This window comes from Pseudalkalibacillus sp. A8 (genome assembly GCF_045920555.1).
In the GTDB taxonomy this organism is placed as follows: domain Bacteria; phylum Bacillota; class Bacilli; order Bacillales; family Fictibacillaceae; genus Pseudalkalibacillus.
Genome location: NZ_CP174509.1, coordinates 3,393,049 through 3,409,470, shown reverse-complemented (window position 1 = coordinate 3,409,470; position 16,422 = coordinate 3,393,049). Strand labels below are relative to the sequence as shown.

Here is a 16,422-nt window from a genome sequence, read left to right as displayed (position 1 = left end):
ATAGGATAATAGCATGATGATGTCGAGCAGGAGGTACTAGATCATGTTAATCCATGTTGTAAGAAGAGGGCAATCTCTTTGGGGAATCTCTCAACAGTATGGTATACCATGGCAGCCAATCGTTGATTTAAATGGATTGGAATCTCCAGATCAGTTAGCGATCGGGCAAACATTGCTGATTCCGACGCAGAACAGGTATACTGTGCAACCTGGAGATTCTTTTTTTAGTATTGCGAATAAAACTGGTGTTTCTGTGGATGAACTTAGGAGGGCGAATCCACAAATTGAAGGGAACATCTTATATCCTGGCCAGCTACTCCGGGTTCCTCAAAAACCAAAAACTTCAGCACTTGTCAATGCGTATGCAGAACCATTTGAAAAATCAGTTGATAATACAAAAACGGCTGGCAATGCCTTAAGCTGGTTATCCGTATTCAGTTATCATGTTGACGATCAAGGGAATATCCGACCATTAGAGAACGACGATGCTTTGATCGAAGTGGCTAAAACGAACAATGTAAAACCGATCATGTCTGTCACGAATATAAAAGAGGGAGCTGAGTTCGACACAGAACTGGCGTCAGCGGTTCTCCAGAACGATCAAATACAGATTACTCTAGTAAACAATATTGAACAAGTGATGAAAAACAAAGGCTTTCGGGGCGTCAATATCGATTTTGAGTTTTTAGGGAGTCAAAATAGAGAGCCCTATAATCGATTCCTCCAGAGGTTGACGAATAAACTAAGGCCACAGGGGTATGTTGTTTCAACGGCACTAGCTCCAAAAACAAGTGCTGATCAAAAAGGAGTCCTTTATGAGGGACATGATTATAAAGCACATGGGGAAATCGTCGATTATGTCATCATCATGACTTACGAATGGGGATGGAGCGGGGGGCCGCCTTTACCCGTAAGTCCATTGCCAGAAGTTGAAAAAGTTCTAAGATACGGTTTAACAGAAATTCCTAAAGAAAAGTTGTTGATGGGGATAAACTTATATGGATACGACTGGACATTGCCGTATTTCGAGGGCGGACCGTTTGCCAAAGCTTTGAGTGTCCCTCAGGCAACTAGGCTTGCCTACACAAGGAAAACTGAAATACAGTATGATGAAGAGGATCAAGCTCCTTATTATACGTATTATGATGAAAACGGAAAGGAACACATCGTCTGGTTTGAAGACCTGAGGAGTATGTCTGCCAAATTCAATTTGATCAAAAAGCTGGATATTGCAGGGATGTCATTTTGGAATCTTGCGTTTCCGTATACGCCGTTATGGACCTTGATAAAAGATCGTTTCAATATCGAGAGATAAAAAAAGAAAAGGCCTGGGTGGAATTTTTCCACTCAGGCCTTTTCTATACATTATGAAGCTTGTTTGTTGGATGAGGGAGGAGGGATGGTCCCAATACCGAATGGAAGACCAGTGTCACCATCATCTTCATCTTCATCTCCATCTTGACCACCGTTTCCACCTTCATCTGGTGGAGTCTCCCCGTCACTTGGAGGCGTTTCTCCATCATTGTTCCCGTTTCCATCTTCGTTTCCATTCCCATTACCGTTCCCGTTTCCATCTTCGTTTCCATTCCCATTCCCATTCCCGTTTCCACCATTACCGTTCCCATCACCTTCGCCACTGTCTTCCTCTTTTGTCTGGACTTGAATGGTTGCAGGTTCACTTTCTTTATTCTGTTCTTCATCGACAGCTACTACTGCAAATGTGTAATTTGCGCCAGGAGACAAGTTCTGAACGACTAATTCCATTTCTTTCTGTTTTGTCAGCTCCTGGAATCCACTACCATCTATAGAGTATAGAACTTTGAATGTGATTCCTTTTTCAAGTTGTTCCTTAGGATATTTCCACTTCAATTTGGCTTCTTTTTTCTTCTCATCATAATCTGCCTGCAGTCCTTGTGGCACTTCAAGCTTATTATACTCTTTAGATACATCTGGCAGGTCCGTACCTTTGACAGCAAGCTCCTTGATGATTTGATCCTTAGGAGTAAATTCACTTGCCCGTTTGTTGGTCCCTTTTTCAATTGGGACCTCAATGACCGAGTCAGGACGCTTCCAATCAGAATTCTCTAAGTCGGCACTTGCTTTTGCCATAATATCATTGAAGAGCAATTTTGCGTAATCATCTGTTTCATTGGTCAAATATTGCGGATTTCCTTCGTCATCCTTACTGTCATTATATCCGGTCCATATCGCTGCCGATAGTTCTGAAGAATAACCGGCAAACCAGGCATCTCTCGTCTTGCCTTTGAATTCTTCGCCGTATTCAGCAGGATAGTTCGTCGTACCGGTTTTACCTGCTACAGGGAAATTCAAGTTCACATGTTGGCGTGCTGTCCCCTTAGTGATGACGTCCTTCAACATGTCTGTCACCATATAAGCTGTATATTCTTCCATTGCGACTTGCGGATCAGCTTTATGCTCAATCACACGGCCATCAGGGAACTTGATTTTTGTTACGGTGAAAGGCTTGTTATAAACTCCTTTGTTCCCGAATGCACCATAGGCAGCTGCCATTTCCATCGGTGAAGGACTCTTATGGAATCCACCGATTGCATAAGCAGGGCTGTAATGCTTATCATCCACTTCGATACCAAGTTTTGCTGCAAAATCTTTCGCCTTGTCAGCACCGACTTCCTGCCAAGTTCGGATAGCAGGAAGGTTATAAGAATCATACAATGCCCTGCGTATTGTCACATCGCCATGATGTTTCCTGTCCCAATTGTGGAATTCGTGGCCGTTTACAACAAGTTTATCATCACTTACCTTTTTATAAGTCGGCCATTTTAGATGTTCAATCGCTGGACCGTAATCAAGAATCGGCTTTATTGCAGAGCCTGGTTGGCGTTGGTCCATCTGTGTCGCATAGAATGAGCTAGCTGTGTTTTTGCGCCCACTTCCTATCGCTCTGACTGCTCCCGTTTTTGTATCGGTCAGGACGATACCGCCCTGGATATTTTCTTCTTTTATTATGCTGTTAGTATAAAGCGCTTCTTCGACTGCATTTTGTGCGTTCGGGTCCAGTGTAGTATGGATTTCCAAACCTGCTGTGTAGACCTCGCCCGGATCCTCGAAGCCAGCCATTTTTGCAGCCTCTTTAATGACTTGGGCTTTGAATGTTTCGTAAGATTTTTGTTTTTCTTCTGGTTTCGATTCCTTTACGTACTCTGTAACCGGAATGGATGAAGCTTCTTCTTTTTGTTTTTCAGTTATGAATCCGTATTTCGCCATCTGCGAGAGGACGACGTTGCGTCGCTTCTCTGCTTTTTCAGGATAATCGATAGGGCTATATGAAGACGGCGCTTTTGGTAATCCTGCCAAAAGAGCAGCTTCATGCAATTCTAAATCTTGTATATCTTTGTTGAAGTAGGTCTTGGCCGCTGTCCCAATCCCATATGCACCTTCGCCGAAGTAAATCTTATTAAGGTACATTTCCAAGATCTGATCTTTGGAATAGCGTTGTTCAAGCTTGACTGCAAGATATGCTTCTTTGATTTTACGTGTCATGTTCTTGTCTTTGGTCAATAATGCATTCTTAATGACCTGCTGTGTGATCGTACTACCGCCCTGGGAGCCGAAACCACCTGTAACGTTAGCAATTGCTGCACCACCAATACGGCGTACATCAATACCGAAATGATCATAGAAGCGGACGTCTTCTGTCGCAATGACCGCATCCTTCATCACTTGGGGAATTTCATCAAGAGGAGCCTTGATCCGTTTTTCATTTTTAAACATCATGCCGAATTCGTTTCCGTCTTTGTCAAAAAGCTTGGATGATGCTGGTGTGTCAAGTGCTTTCGGATCAAGTTCAGGTGATTGGCTGATGACCGCAAACACTGCGATTGCCCCTGCTGTTACTCCTATCAAGCCAAATATGAGAAGAAGAGCCGTGATCTTTTTAAGCAGACTTTTCTTCTGCGTATTGGGTGTTTTCTTTTTTTGTGAAGGAGCTCCTTGACGGCGTTGCTGTCTTGAGCTGTATTTATTGTCACTCATCGTTGTTCCTACCTTTCTAAACGTAACCTAACGTAATAATCATTCGAATCAAACCGTATGTTTCTTACCCCTTAGGACGTAGAAAAAACAATTCATCAACAATTTTCAAATAATCAATACGCGGGTTGTAACCTAATTGAATCAAATGTGCATTTTCTTCAAAATAGGTTTTCGGAATGGATTTTCTCCCTCCGTTGTCCTTTTGGTCCCAAAAATAAAATAAGTGCGGAACTTCCATCAAATAATCTTCTTGAGAAGCTTTGAATCTTACCAGGATGAAACAAATTCCGTCCTGCTCTATGACACGTCTCATATGATCGATCTGATGCTGATGGAAATTCGTTAATGGAAATGAAGTTTTGTTCCTTGTTTCTTTCGCCTCAAAATCGATATATCTGCCACGATACACGCCATTGTAATCGGTCGTCGATGCTTGTTTGAAATAGGCTTCCTTGATCACTGCTGCGCTTCTTTTCGGGTAATCCACTGACACAATCTGAACAGGTGTAGGTTTCTTGTGGATCACCGATTTTCCAATTTGTAAATAATGGGCGTTGGTATGATTGATATCCTCTTCGAATGTCATCCCCCTGTTGGCATAGGAATTGTTCAATTTCAATCTGGAAGATGGGGAGATGGGTTGCTGTACGGTTCGGCTTTTTCGATTTGGATAGCGAAAGTTCAATCTGATTCACCTTCCTTATTTAAACCCTACAAAGTCGTCACCATTCTAGACGAAAGAAAGACGATAAAGTTTCAAAATAAATCCTTGGGTGTAGGGCATCATTAAGAATATACCATATTATTGGAGAATGTCGAGTGTAATAACACGTTTTTACGAACGAATGTTTGCGGAATGGGTGAACATATGGAACAGTCCAAAAACAAGGAAGCGCTTGCAAAAATAGCGATTGAAACGAGGATAATCAAGGATATCAAGCGGGAAACTGAAAGGTTGAATGTAGATAACATATCTCGGACAAAAGCGTATCAAAATTACTATTTTCGTAACAAAGATTTTTTCTGGCCATTCCTTGCAAGCATGGTTTCAAGGAATGCTGGTTGGAATATGACTGATTTACAACAGGAAGAGGTTAGGGAGATCATGCCTCGACAGGACCGCAGGTGGATCTTTTATACGTATGAAAGAGCCAATTGGTTGATTTTCTCAGATGCTTATCCACAGCTTCTTCTGTATGAAAAATCGAAAAACTTAGGACTACCTTTATTTCATTTATTGAGGGAATTCGGGGTGTCGAGTTTCATGGTAAAAGAATGGAGACGTTTTTGGTACAAACATGATAGGAATAGGATTGATACTGCATTGATCATCAATGAGCAGCATGTGATCCAAGAACCTGTCCTTGAACAGACTGTATATAAGCGTGAGGTTTTTGCAACTTTCCCATATTGGCTTCAAGATCGGTTTCATTTCAGTACGGTTTTGTTTCCGACCATAGAAGGAAAGCTTTATGGTATATCGGTACATGGCTTCCGTAAAGTGTCCAACAGGATCGATCTTGGGAAGCGGTTGCTCAAGATCTTGTCGGATCCAAAAATGTCCGAACACTTTTTTCGATTTGCGAGAATGACGGAGCCATCTGGAAGCCGATACGATTACGAACGGTTATTAGTCCAACAAACACGACAAGGGCATCATTTCCCTCTGCGGTTGCTTTATCCAATCATCAGTCATCATCGAAGGGAGTTCAATGATTGGTCATTAAAAGAACGAAATCCCGAAAAATATTTTCAGAATGTACGACTGCCGAGACAAATCCAGTTGAATGACTGGTATGAGCATAAACGTATGGAACTTTATGTTTTAGCAAAATTGAAGTCTTTCTTCCATTAAAAAGGGCCGACTCGAAAAGGATAGAGTCAGCACCTTAATAACAGGTGTCTAAGTTGATGGACGGTTCGGTCCTTCTATTTTTTTGTCTCCGTAACCTGTTTTTTTGTTCGGTTGTGCCGCATACTTGTCTTCTTTTGATGCTTCCCTTCTTTTACTCAAGTGAGTCACCTCCTACTATTAGTATGTTTTAAGAAACCTCTGCTATTCAAAAGTATATACTGCTGTCGAATTCTTGATGCGGAGAGGAAAATACACTTTCTTTGCCGAAAGGAAACTAGTTTTGTCAAGCTTGGAGGGGAAGGGAAACTGCCATCGAATAGTACAGGTACAATATTCCCGGGAGGTCCGTAAATATGGAAAGCTTGGTGAAAACGAAGGCGGTATCCAAGAAGCTCAGTGTTAATCCGACGACCATTCAGCGATGGGTGAAGTATTTTGATATTCCCTGTCCGAAAAATGATCACGGCCACTACTTATTCCGATCAGAAGACATCGTACAGCTTGAAGAAATCCAGAAGCAATTGAAACAAGGTTTACAGATGAGTGATATCAAATTACAGAACAGAAGTTCCAATGAAAAGATGCCTATGAAAAATGGAAACGGCCTAAAAGAATTGGATATTTATTTTCAACAGCTTCAAGATCAATTGAACATCTTAGAGTCAAAGGTTTCTCAAAAAGCGGATGAAGTCTTGTCCTACCAGGTCATGCAGCAACGTAAAGATATGGACCAGATGGCCACCCGTCTGACTGAGCTCGAAGAAAAAATGCTTGATCTCGAGGAGCAACTTCTACTGCAGGTGACGGCGACGAACGAAATCCGAACCGAATATAGCCCACCTAAACCAAAGAAGCGGAACTGGCTAGTCAGTCTGTTTTAAAATTGTAAATGAAGATATACGTTCACTTTTATTAGTATGTCGTCCCCATGATGGCATTTCTGAACTTCCTCTGGTAGGATAGGTTCAGAAGAGGTGAGACTATGGACACGGAAAAGCAACGTTTGAAAGAGTTGACGAAAAGGCTCCGTCAACTCAATGAACAGGCTTATCGCCAATATGAAGAAAGAACTTGTACAGAAGGATATGAAGTCGACTTCTATGGGGAAGTGAAGCCATTTGTTGATGAAGTGCAGATACTTGCCGATGAATGGAAGCCTCTTGCTGTGAAATGGGCGATTGAAGAAAAGCCTAAATATGTTTATCCGATTCAAATAAATGACACTTATGAGAATATGACGATTGCAGCTGTTCAAGCATTTCAGAAGGATACGAAGCGGAAACGTTTCACTTCGATGACAAAATCAATTGAATATATTCTCGAATCGATTGAAAATCAACTTTAAAATGTGAGGGGTGACCAAATAGGTCAACCTCTTTTTGTTTGATTTCTTGATGTTCACTTAATTGTTAAACCCTTCCATGACATATGAAAGTAGACATTTGTTATAATAGAAATATTAGGAGAAAGGGTGTTTGCCTTATGATGGAATTTTTGTATTTTCCAGATGATAAAAGTGAATACATACCATCAGTGATCATGTTGCTTATATTTATGACGATGGCGATTGCAGCAACAATCTTTATCCGGAAACATTCTGCCAAAGAGCTAGACAAATGGGAAAATGAAGAACCGAATTTGAAAGCAACGAACAAACAAGCGAATGAATCGGGTTCAGATAAAAACTAGAAGGAGGCTCGAAACATCTATAAGGATGTAAAGGGCCTTTTTTAAATGGTTTTGTTAAAATAGAGTGTTGATTATTCAAGAAATTTTAAAGCGAAATTCACGACACTCCTGCGGGAAAAGCGAGCCAGGCGTTGACCCGGAGCAACCTGCAATTTAAGGATCTTCGACTAAAATAATAAACTTCGACTAAATACCACCTTCGTTCTGCGCCTGCGGTTACTCGGCGCAAAACTACAAGGATGGAATGTAAGTCCGTGGTCTTGTGGTGAACGTCGAAGCCAGCAGTGAATTTTGCATTTATCAACAATTCACTTTAAAAGAGCCTTTTAAATAAAATAAAAAATTTCACGTACCGTACTTATCATCAAGATCCAAATTCACCGGATTTGAGATAACTGCGGTCATTCAAAAGTATATGAAACCAGGAATCAAGATGGCAAAGCCGTTTTCTGATAAAGCAACTCTGCAATCAGGATCATCGTCGGAATGCCGACCCCAAGAGTAGCGTAAATGATATGTACACCCATCGTTGTGCCGAACAGGGTTCTAGCAATCAATAGATCATCCATAGAATGGTTCCTTTCATTTCCACAGACTGTCAATCACTTTTATTCTGAACAACAATCATTTATTGAAAAAGCAGAAGAGGTTCTGTATATCTGAACGATATAGCAAAGAAGTGATCATCAACTAAATACTCATTTACAAATAGAGGGTTTTCGTGATGAAAAAAAGAAATGATATTTGGGGGATTTCAAGAAACTGATCAATTGTTAAAAATTTTTGGAAGGGACCGGATTATGAATAAAGAATTTAAGAGTTTTCAGGAATTCTGGCCGTTCTACCTACAGCAGCATTCAAAACCCGCTACAAGAGCATGGCATTTTGCCGGGACGAGTTTTGTTTTTGTATGTATCTGTGTTTCGTTCCTATTCAAAATTTCTGGTATATGTTAGCTGCACCTATCATCGCTTATTCATTTGCTTGGATCAGTCATTTTTTTATTGAAGGAAACAAACCTGCCACATTTGGGCACCCATTTTGGTCTTTACGGGCTGATTTTAAAATGTTCGGATATACATTGACAGGCAGTCTGGAAAAAGAATTGGAAAAGCAGCAAATCAAAAGGTCCGCATAGAAAAAAAGGGACCGTTGAAAAATTCTCTACGGTCCCTTATCACATATGTAACACTTAATATTCCATAATATCACTTTTGACAAGCTGCTGAATTTCCTCAACTAACTGTGAAGCTGGGATATCCAAATGTTCTGCTAAAACGAATATCGTTTTCAGTGTCGGCATACGCCGGCCTCTTTCGAGTAGACTTATGAAAGAACGATCGTAGCCAGTCAATTCAGCAAGTTTGAACTGTGAAATCTTCTCAACAGTCCGGTGCTTGCGGATTACCAGCCCAACAGCTTGTTCAAGTTTCATACCAAAAATCCCCCATTACAATCCATAAAATGACAGCGGACTATAGTCAACGTATCTCTATTTTAGTATAGGAGTGTCGATTGAACAATAAAATTATTAGGAATAGCAGAACCAAATTTTCATTTGTGCATTTATTGCCACTTTTTGTTGTTGGATCGGGGTAGGTCCAGCAGCTTGCAGCATTTGGGTTTTATATAAAGGCGCTATTTCTCTCTCTTTTAGTTCGACGACCTTGACCGGTACTGGGTTTAACCGGACTCCCATTTGTTGAGCGAGTGTTACTGCTTTTCGTATACCATCCTGGTAGGCGATTGTTAAAGCCTTTAAATAAAAAGCCTTAGGATTTGAAACATCGAATGAGATGTCCCTAGCGAAATTTGCCCCGTTCCGGATCGCCGCATCATAAACGTTACCAGCTGATTGAACATCATTGATTATTACTCTGAACAAATGTTCCACTCTAAAACCCTTGAAGATCGATTGCCCATTTTCATAAGCGTAGATCGGTTGGATCGTGTAAACCAATGTTTCAATTTGATTGGATGGTATTCCTAAATTCAATAATGCATTCAGAACTTGGGTGGACCTTCTGGCATTTTCAGCAGAGGCTGTTTTAACATCAGGACCTTCCGTGATAACTCCTATTGTAAGCGATATCTCATCAGCATCAATTGTCAATTCACCATCACCATAAAGCTCCATTACTGGTTTTGAAGTTTTTATATTTTCATCCCACTTCGGAAATGGATAGCTGCTATTCATGTGATCACCTCTACAATTTTCCTTTTGTAAACTATATTCATTACCTTTTTAAACATGTTCCTCTGATGATGATTATACGTAAGATAAAAATCCTTAACAGTAAAATGAGCATTTTATTGACATTCTCCTAAAAATGAATTATTATATGATTAACGCCGATAAAGTTGGTTATATAAATGGTGGATAGATTGAAGTCGTAGCTGCAATTGTGTGGACGAATTTAATTGTCTCACAGTCATGCGGGTGCGGTTTTTTTATACAGTCAGAATGATAAATATAACGGTAAACTTTTGGTGAATTTGTAAGATTTTCAGGAGGTACAGTATATGAATACTGGTACAGTAAAATGGTTTAACGCAGAAAAAGGTTTTGGTTTCATCGAAATTTCAGAAGGTAACGACGTATTCGTTCACTTTTCTGCAATTGAAGGTGACGGATTCAAAACTTTAGAAGAAGGTCAAAACGTTTCATTCGAAATCGTTGATGGTAACCGCGGACCACAAGCTTCTAACGTACAAAAAGTCTAAGTATTAAAACTTGAGTCTTATTGGGTGGCATACGTTAGTACGCCACCCTTTTTGCATTTTCTGGGTCCTCAAAAAAAAGACCTTCCAAGAAAAATTGGTTTAAGCTTCCTTTGTGAGAAGAATCATAAAGGGTATTATGTGCTCTACAAAGCGTGCACTAAAAAATGTTTAATCCACATTTTCAACCCCTCTTTTGATCTCCATTTAATCTATTTTTTCAGACAAGGAAACAATTTGAGTAGAAGGGAGTTAAAAGCACGTACGGTAACTGAATCACACTGGCGCGGCCGAGGAGTCGTAAGGACGGAAGAGAGGCAGGGCTTTCGTTGTTTGAGTTATTTTTCGCAATCAGTTGGGTTGTACAGTGGAACTCACAAAATATATTGCATATCACTATCCACCACTTTAGAGAGCACGGAACCTCGGCTGGTATGAAGTTATTGAATCTCACGGAATGACTTACCAGCTAATACATATGAACAAATATAGACGTAAGAACGAGACGACAGTAAAGGCGTCTTTTTTTTATACGTTAAGAAGGAATAACTTTTCAGCGATGTAGCTAATCGACGTAGCAGAAAAGTTTACGAACGAAGTATAAGTGCAGCTAAGGCTCAGCCTTCGCCAAGCCCGAGTATTCTTTTTGTCTTATAATCAAGGCTGATTAGCTATAAGTAAGATTTTGAGAAATGAGTCGAAATCTAAATCCATTAAGGGCAGAACAAAGGATTGGTTGCATCCTGGAGCTTCCTTGTCATATCGAATAAAAAGGCCATTGCCACAGGATAGCTTCAGGCTTTCCTTTAAGCTCACTTTTGCTTTTAGGATTTAAAGGCAACTTGGAACCGCTCGGAACTACTTTCAGAGGCAATTCAATCGCTTGTTATGCTTCAGTCGAAGTATTGAAAGGGAGGGTGATTTTTAATCATGGAAGGAAGGAGTTTGAGGAAGTGATGTTCCGCTGTAACGGACTTGGGCTAAATGAATACAAGAGGAAAAAAATCCAGCGTTAAAAAAAGTTCTTAACCTGGGCATTTAAGACTAGTTTTGATTTTATTGTTGACAATTCCTATCGAACTACTGTAAAATTCAAAAAAATAAGTTGAATCACTTATCAAGAGTGGCGGAGGGACTGGCCCAACGACGCCCGGCAACCTGCTATTGCAAGGTGCTAATTCCAGCAAAATGGAATTCCATTTTGAGAGATAAGGTGCATACCATTTGGTGTACGTGAAACCAGGTCTCTCATTTTTGAGGGACCTTTTTATTTTTCTGAGGAATTCCAAACCTGGTAATTCGTTTGAAGAAAGGAGAGTAGAGAATGTCGAAGGAGAGAGATGAATTAAAAAACATTGTGCCCCGGATAAATGAAATGTTGAAGACTATGAAATTTGGATCCGTCACCTTGGTTGTGCAGGACGGTAAAGTCATTCAGATTGAAAAGAATGAAAAAGTGAGAATAAAATAAAGAGTCTTGTGACAATGACAGTTTCAACAGCAAAACAAACAGATAAGGAATATATTTTAGTTGAAAAGAAAGAAAATGTAGCAACGATAACTTTAAACCGACCGAATCAGTTGAATTCAATAAGTGATTCACTTGCCCATGAACTGGAAAAAACGTTATGTGAGGTTGAAGGGGATAAGTATGTGAAAGCTGTCATCCTCACAGGCGCCGGTAAGCATTTCTCATCTGGTGTAGATCTAAGGAAAGCGTCCGACTACCCGACACGATTGGAGAGGAGCCATCAGAGGTTTGGCGAGCACACCTCGAATTTTTACTGAGAGTATCATTGAAATTATGGTCACTTAAAAAGCCGGTGATAGTCGCTGTTGATGGGAATGTGCTCGGAGGAGCTGCAGACTGGGTATTAAGTTCTGATTAAGCGATTGCATCCGAAAGTGCTAAGTTCGGTGAGCCTGAAATACGCTTCGTTGCAGCACCGCCTACACTCATGATGCCGTGGGTCATTGGGATCCGGAAGGCGAAGGAGTTACTTTTGACTGGGGATGTAATTGATGCTTATGAAGCACGTGAAATTGGAATTTTCAATAAGGTGGTGAAAAAGGAGTAGCTACAAGACGAAGCTTTCAGTTTAGCAAAACGTATATAAAAACTACCTGCATCTGCTGTAAAGCTTACAAAGCAATATCAACAAAACGTTCGAACTGCAAGTGATTCGGGAGGCTCTTGACTACAATGTAGATACTGCGATTTCGATGTTTTTCTTAAACACGGAAAAAGATTTAGAGGGTGTAGGGGTTTTGATAAGAGAAAAAGGTTTTCTTAATAAAGGTAAGCAGACAAGTGAACAATGAATAAGAACTTCAGAATGGCTTTCAACGCGTTAATAAAGTCTCTCTTTTCGAGAGGCTTTTTTATTTCCCTTGAGAATAAAAAAGCTAATGAATAGACAAGAAAAATTGTCCGCATGGTTTGATTAATTTAAAATAGAGGAAAAAGAGTAAAAACGTCTTTATGGAGGTCATTAAAAGGTGCAGAGAAATAAAGAGTTGCATAAGTTCCTTCTTGATAAAGCAGAACAGCTTACAGAAGATTGGTATAATACTTTAGAGAAAAGTGATCCTACAGGGGTATATTCTTCTACCGATCCTGAAGTCATTAGGAATTTGAAACAGCAAAATTATGAATTTCACCTGAATCTGATTGAAATATTTGATAAGGAAGAAGATGAATTTTTCAAGTATTTTGAAGAATGGGTGATTAGAACAGCGAGAGATAAGGATCATATCGAAACTCCCACCCACTATATCATGAGAGAATTCATTCGTGTCCGTAAACAATACATCAATTTGATCAATGATTTCGTGAAAATCCATCCAGATAAGTGTTCCAATGAACAAATCGGGTTATGGAAAGAAATGATCATCAAGGAATCCGATATTGCTATGGTTCGTTTTACCGAAGAAAGGAACAACTATCTTAATGATCAGTTAACTGCTCAAAAGGCGATGATCAATGAGTTAAGTTCTCCAGTGATCGACTTATCCCATAAAATAGGTTTACTACCAATCGTAGGAGATATAGATACTCATAGGGCTAAAACGATTCTTGATAGTACATTGCAGCAATGTTCCGATCGCCATATTGAACATCTTTATATCGATTTATCGGGTGTATTCATGGTCGATACGATGGTCGCCCATGAAATTTTCCAATTGCTGTATTCACTAAGATTGTTAGGGATTGAAACAACTTTATCGGGTATTCGCCCTGAAATTGCGCAAACTGCAGTTCAATTGGGAATCGACTTTGATAATGTGAATATAACGTCAAAACTTTCAATTGCTTTGACCACTAACGAATGATAAAAAATATGTTAGAAAGAGGCGCTTAAAAAAGCGTCTTTTTCATTTTATCCAGGAAGAACTTCTAAGGGTGTTTACCTTTAAGGATGATTGGGAAAAGTCCAAAAAAGGAGGAGGAACCATGTTACTAACTCAAAAACAGATCGAGAATTTCAAAACTCAATTACTATCGATGAGGGAAGAAGTTCTCCAGCGAAACAAAAATAGAGAGGAAAACCTTGATATTGACCAAGTAAGGGGCAATGAGAACCATATGGGGAATGCTGGTACAGCTGAATACGAGCACGCAAGGGAAATGACGCTTTCGCAAAATGATGAACAGTTAATAGATGAAATCAATGAAGCATTACAACGAATTGAAGAAGGTACATTCGGCATTTGTGTTGATACTGGGAAGGAAATTTCAATTGAACGATTAGAGGCCGTCCCTTATGCTAAAAGGACGATCGAAGCACAGAAGGAATATGATCAACAAAAGAACCCAGTTGATGAAAGCCTTAATAACAAACGAGAAGACAACTCACAAATGATTGACCTGATAGAAAAAGAGCATGAATGACAAGGCACTTACTAACACTTTTCTTTTATCAATAATGAGATCACATCACAAGTAGAATTAAGTGAGTGGTCTCTATTTACTTTACCATGTCATTTTGAGTCCTATGTTCAATTGGCACTATAATGGGAATACATTAAAAAAGCAATGAATTAAAGGAGGTGCATTGTGGTTTCTTTAGACCAATCTGATAGCAAAGCCAACAGGTTAATACAAGAAAAATCGCCTTATTTGTTACAACATGCCTACAACCCAGTCGATTGGTATCCATGGGGAGAGGAAGCTTTCGAGAAGGCTGAACGTGAAAATAAGCCTGTTATGGTTTCTATCGGGTATAGTACTTGTCATTGGTGCCATGTGATGGAGCGTGAATCGTTCGAAGATGAGAAAGTGGCAAAGCTTTTGAATGAGAGGTTCGTAGCCATCAAAGTCGATCGTGAAGAACGGCCGGATATTGATAACATCTATATGAAAGTGGTACAGGGAATCACCGGACAGGGTGGTTGGCCCCTGCATGCTTTCCTGACTCCGGATCAGAAACCGTTTTATGGAGGTGTCTATTTCCCTAAGAAGAGCCGGTATGGCCAACCTGGATTCATCGATGTGATCACTCAGCTATACAATCAATACAAAGGCAACCCGGAAAAAATTAAGGATATCGGAGAGAAAATCACGAATGCCCTGCAGGAAAAAATGAAGGTGGAGCATGGAGAGCAGTTGGATGAAAAGATTCTCCGCGATTGCTACAGTCAGCTTAGCGGTTCATTTGACATGACTCATGGCGGCTTTGGCCAAGCCCCGAAATTCCCAACACCACCCTTGCTAACTTTTTTATTGAAATATCATCGTTGGTCCAACGATGGACGTGCTCTCCATTTTGTGACGAAGACGTTGGATTCGATGGCGGATGGCGGAATTTATGATCATGTTGGATACGGATTTGCACGGTACTCAGTAGACGAGAAGTGGTTGGTTCCACACTTTGAAAAAATGCTCTATGACAATGCATTGCTTGCAAACACGTACATCGATGCATACACTGCAACTGCTAATGAGGTTTATAAACGTGTTGCAAAAGAGGTCCTCTCATACGTCCAACGCGATATGACCGATCCAGCATGTGGGTTTTACAGTGCAGAAGACGCTGATTCCGAAGGGGAAGAAGGCAAGTTTTATGTTTGGAGTAAGGAGGAAATCATTGTTCACTTAGGGGAGGAAACAGGACAACTTTTCTGTGAAGTTTATGATATTACAGATGAAGGGAATTTCGAAGGAAAAAACATCCCGAATCTGATCGATTCCCGTTTTGACGAAATTGCTGAAAAACAAGGGATTTCAACCGGAAATTTAATGAAAAAGATGGGCGAAGCGATGCAGGTTCTCTATGGTATTCGCAAGAAGCGTGTCCATCCTCATAAAGACGATAAGATATTGACCTCATGGAACGGGTATATGATTGCATCATTCGCTAAAGCTGGGAGAGTATTTGCAAATGACAAGTATACGGAAACAGCAGAACAGGCATATCGATTCGTCGAGGAAAACTTGATCGAAGGGAATCGTCTGAAAGCACGTTTTCGGGAAGGGCAGACGGCATATGACGGTTATTTGGATGATTATGCGAACTTCGTATGGGCGTCGATTGAATTATATGAAACGACTTTTGAGATCCGCTATTTAAGAAATGCAAAACAATTTACAGATGACATGATCCGATTGTTCTGGGATGAAGAGAGCGGGGGCTTCTATTTCTCCGGCCATGATTCTGAGCAATTGATCTTACGGCCGAAAGAATTACATGATGGAGCAACGCCTTCAGGAAACAGCGTGGCAGCAAACCAATTGTGGAAGCTTGCGAAATTGACCGGTGAAACGAAGTATGAAGAAAGATTAGACAAACTCTTCACAGTATTTTCTGAAGATGTTTCCCATTATCCCAGCGGTGCAGTTCATCTATTGGAAGCTTTCATACTGACGAAGCTGGATGGTAAAGAAGTAGTCGTAATAGGTCCCGATAAGGGTGGAGACCGTCAGTCATTTATAAAAAAGATTAATCGGCGGTTTTTGCCTGAAGTTACAATCCATAACATAACCAGCGGCAGCGATTTGGCAGATATCGCTCCATTTGCAAGAGAATATAAGCCGATTGAAGATAATACGACGGTTTATTTATGTAAGAACTTTGCGTGTGATCGACCGACGACAGATATAGACGAAGTATTAGCTGAATTACGATAACGAATAGAATCCGTGT

16 protein-coding genes, 2 pseudogenes and 1 riboswitch are annotated in these 16,422 nt (G+C 40.3%); of the genes and pseudogenes, 13 read left to right on the top strand and 5 right to left on the bottom strand.

Annotated features, from left to right (window positions below; genetic code table 11):
• Nucleotides 1-43: 43 nt before the first annotated feature.
• The gene (locus ACJROX_RS17550) at nt 44-1,315 is read left to right on the top strand and encodes a glycosyl hydrolase family 18 protein (protein WP_408006494.1); all 1,272 of its coding nucleotides are present in this window, start codon (nt 44-46) and stop codon (nt 1,313-1,315) included.
• Nucleotides 1,316-1,365: 50 nt separating this feature from the next.
• Here ACJROX_RS17550 and ACJROX_RS17545 read toward each other — a convergent pair whose 3' ends face one another.
• Together ACJROX_RS17545 and recU are read right to left on the bottom strand one after the other, a co-directional pair.
• Nucleotides 1,366-4,014: a transglycosylase domain-containing protein gene (locus ACJROX_RS17545; RefSeq protein WP_408006493.1), complete on the bottom strand. Its 2,649-nt coding sequence runs from the start codon at nt 4,012-4,014 to the stop codon at nt 1,366-1,368.
• A 64-nt stretch (nt 4,015-4,078) separates the two neighbouring features.
• A complete protein-coding gene (gene recU, locus ACJROX_RS17540) occupies nt 4,079-4,699 on the bottom strand; it encodes a Holliday junction resolvase RecU (protein WP_408006492.1) in 621 nt (206 codons plus the stop codon).
• A gap of 120 nt (nt 4,700-4,819) precedes the next feature.
• On the opposite strand from recU, the gene ACJROX_RS17535 reads away from it, so the two are divergent.
• From ACJROX_RS17535 to ACJROX_RS17520, 4 genes are all read left to right on the top strand, one after another.
• Nucleotides 4,820-5,869: a DUF2515 family protein gene (locus ACJROX_RS17535; RefSeq protein ID WP_408006491.1), complete on the top strand. Its 1,050-nt coding sequence runs from the start codon at nt 4,820-4,822 to the stop codon at nt 5,867-5,869.
• A gap of 353 nt (nt 5,870-6,222) precedes the next feature.
• Nucleotides 6,223-6,750: a MerR family transcriptional regulator gene (locus ACJROX_RS17530; protein WP_408006490.1), complete on the top strand. Its 528-nt coding sequence runs from the start codon at nt 6,223-6,225 to the stop codon at nt 6,748-6,750.
• A 101-nt stretch (nt 6,751-6,851) separates the two neighbouring features.
• Nucleotides 6,852-7,214 carry a YppE family protein gene (locus ACJROX_RS17525; RefSeq protein WP_408006489.1) on the top strand — a complete coding sequence of 121 codons (363 nt, stop codon included), beginning with the start codon at nt 6,852-6,854 and terminating at the stop codon, nt 7,212-7,214.
• Nucleotides 7,215-7,351: 137 nt separating this feature from the next.
• On the top strand, nt 7,352-7,558 hold the full coding sequence (locus ACJROX_RS17520) for a hypothetical protein (RefSeq protein ID WP_408006488.1): 207 nt from the start codon (nt 7,352-7,354) through the stop codon (nt 7,556-7,558).
• A 443-nt stretch (nt 7,559-8,001) separates the two neighbouring features.
• On the opposite strand, the pseudogene ACJROX_RS17515 reads toward ACJROX_RS17520, so the two are convergent.
• Nucleotides 8,002-8,127: pseudogene (locus ACJROX_RS17515) on the bottom strand (cytochrome ubiquinol oxidase subunit I); the annotation flags it as partial.
• A 168-nt stretch (nt 8,128-8,295) separates the two neighbouring features.
• Between ACJROX_RS17515 and ACJROX_RS17510 the strand changes: the two are divergent.
• A pseudogene (locus ACJROX_RS17510) lies at nt 8,296-8,696 on the top strand (Mpo1-like protein).
• 54 nt (nt 8,697-8,750) lie between these two features.
• Here the strand turns inward: ACJROX_RS17510 and ACJROX_RS17505 are convergent.
• Together ACJROX_RS17505 and ACJROX_RS17500 are read right to left on the bottom strand one after the other, a co-directional pair.
• Nucleotides 8,751-8,993, bottom strand: a complete 243-nt coding sequence (locus ACJROX_RS17505; RefSeq protein ID WP_408006487.1) for a helix-turn-helix domain-containing protein — start codon at nt 8,991-8,993, stop codon at nt 8,751-8,753.
• 96 nt (nt 8,994-9,089) lie between these two features.
• Nucleotides 9,090-9,755: an SIMPL domain-containing protein gene (locus ACJROX_RS17500; RefSeq protein ID WP_408006486.1), complete on the bottom strand. Its 666-nt coding sequence runs from the start codon at nt 9,753-9,755 to the stop codon at nt 9,090-9,092.
• 326 nt (nt 9,756-10,081) lie between these two features.
• Here ACJROX_RS17500 and ACJROX_RS17495 point away from each other — a divergent pair, with 326 nt between their 5' ends.
• From ACJROX_RS17495 to ACJROX_RS17465, 7 genes are all read left to right on the top strand, one after another.
• The gene (locus tag ACJROX_RS17495) at nt 10,082-10,282 is read left to right on the top strand and encodes a cold-shock protein (protein ID WP_408006485.1); all 201 of its coding nucleotides are present in this window, start codon (nt 10,082-10,084) and stop codon (nt 10,280-10,282) included.
• Nucleotides 10,283-11,390: 1,108 nt separating this feature from the next.
• Nucleotides 11,391-11,494: riboswitch (SAM riboswitch) on the top strand.
• Nucleotides 11,495-11,603: 109 nt separating this feature from the next.
• Nucleotides 11,604-11,750 (top strand): YezD family protein, encoded by a 147-nt coding sequence (locus ACJROX_RS17490; RefSeq protein ID WP_408006483.1) that lies wholly within the window; start codon nt 11,604-11,606, stop codon nt 11,748-11,750.
• A 14-nt stretch (nt 11,751-11,764) separates the two neighbouring features.
• Complete coding sequence (locus ACJROX_RS17485; RefSeq protein WP_408006482.1) at nt 11,765-12,067, top strand: enoyl-CoA hydratase/isomerase family protein; 303 nt, start codon at nt 11,765-11,767, stop codon at nt 12,065-12,067.
• 104 nt (nt 12,068-12,171) lie between these two features.
• Nucleotides 12,172-12,357, top strand: coding sequence for an enoyl-CoA hydratase/isomerase family protein (locus tag ACJROX_RS17480; RefSeq protein WP_408011697.1), 186 nt, complete (start codon nt 12,172-12,174; stop codon nt 12,355-12,357).
• 421 nt (nt 12,358-12,778) lie between these two features.
• Nucleotides 12,779-13,612 carry an STAS domain-containing protein gene (locus tag ACJROX_RS17475; protein WP_408006481.1) on the top strand — a complete coding sequence of 278 codons (834 nt, stop codon included), beginning with the start codon at nt 12,779-12,781 and terminating at the stop codon, nt 13,610-13,612.
• 121 nt (nt 13,613-13,733) lie between these two features.
• Nucleotides 13,734-14,171, top strand: coding sequence for a TraR/DksA family transcriptional regulator (locus tag ACJROX_RS17470; protein WP_408006480.1), 438 nt, complete (start codon nt 13,734-13,736; stop codon nt 14,169-14,171).
• A gap of 165 nt (nt 14,172-14,336) precedes the next feature.
• Nucleotides 14,337-16,406: a thioredoxin domain-containing protein gene (locus tag ACJROX_RS17465; protein ID WP_408006479.1), complete on the top strand. Its 2,070-nt coding sequence runs from the start codon at nt 14,337-14,339 to the stop codon at nt 16,404-16,406.
• Nucleotides 16,407-16,422 lie beyond the last annotated feature (16 nt).

Coding starts and splice junctions, on each gene's coding strand:
- ACJROX_RS17490 (WP_408006483.1), top strand. CDS start 11,604: ATGTCGAAGGAGAGAGATGAATTAAAAAACATTGTGCCCCGGATAAAT.
- ACJROX_RS17525 (WP_408006489.1), top strand. CDS start 6,852: ATGGACACGGAAAAGCAACGTTTGAAAGAGTTGACGAAAAGGCTCCGT.
- ACJROX_RS17520 (WP_408006488.1), top strand. CDS start 7,352: ATGATGGAATTTTTGTATTTTCCAGATGATAAAAGTGAATACATACCA.
- ACJROX_RS17495 (WP_408006485.1), top strand. CDS start 10,082: ATGAATACTGGTACAGTAAAATGGTTTAACGCAGAAAAAGGTTTTGGT.
- ACJROX_RS17505 (WP_408006487.1), bottom strand. CDS start 8,993: ATGAAACTTGAACAAGCTGTTGGGCTGGTAATCCGCAAGCACCGGACT.
- ACJROX_RS17500 (WP_408006486.1), bottom strand. CDS start 9,755: ATGAATAGCAGCTATCCATTTCCGAAGTGGGATGAAAATATAAAAACT.
- ACJROX_RS17530 (WP_408006490.1), top strand. CDS start 6,223: ATGGAAAGCTTGGTGAAAACGAAGGCGGTATCCAAGAAGCTCAGTGTT.
- ACJROX_RS17550 (WP_408006494.1), top strand. CDS start 44: ATGTTAATCCATGTTGTAAGAAGAGGGCAATCTCTTTGGGGAATCTCT.
- ACJROX_RS17485 (WP_408006482.1), top strand. CDS start 11,765: ATGACAGTTTCAACAGCAAAACAAACAGATAAGGAATATATTTTAGTT.
- ACJROX_RS17545 (WP_408006493.1), bottom strand. CDS start 4,014: ATGAGTGACAATAAATACAGCTCAAGACAGCAACGCCGTCAAGGAGCT.
- ACJROX_RS17470 (WP_408006480.1), top strand. CDS start 13,734: ATGTTACTAACTCAAAAACAGATCGAGAATTTCAAAACTCAATTACTA.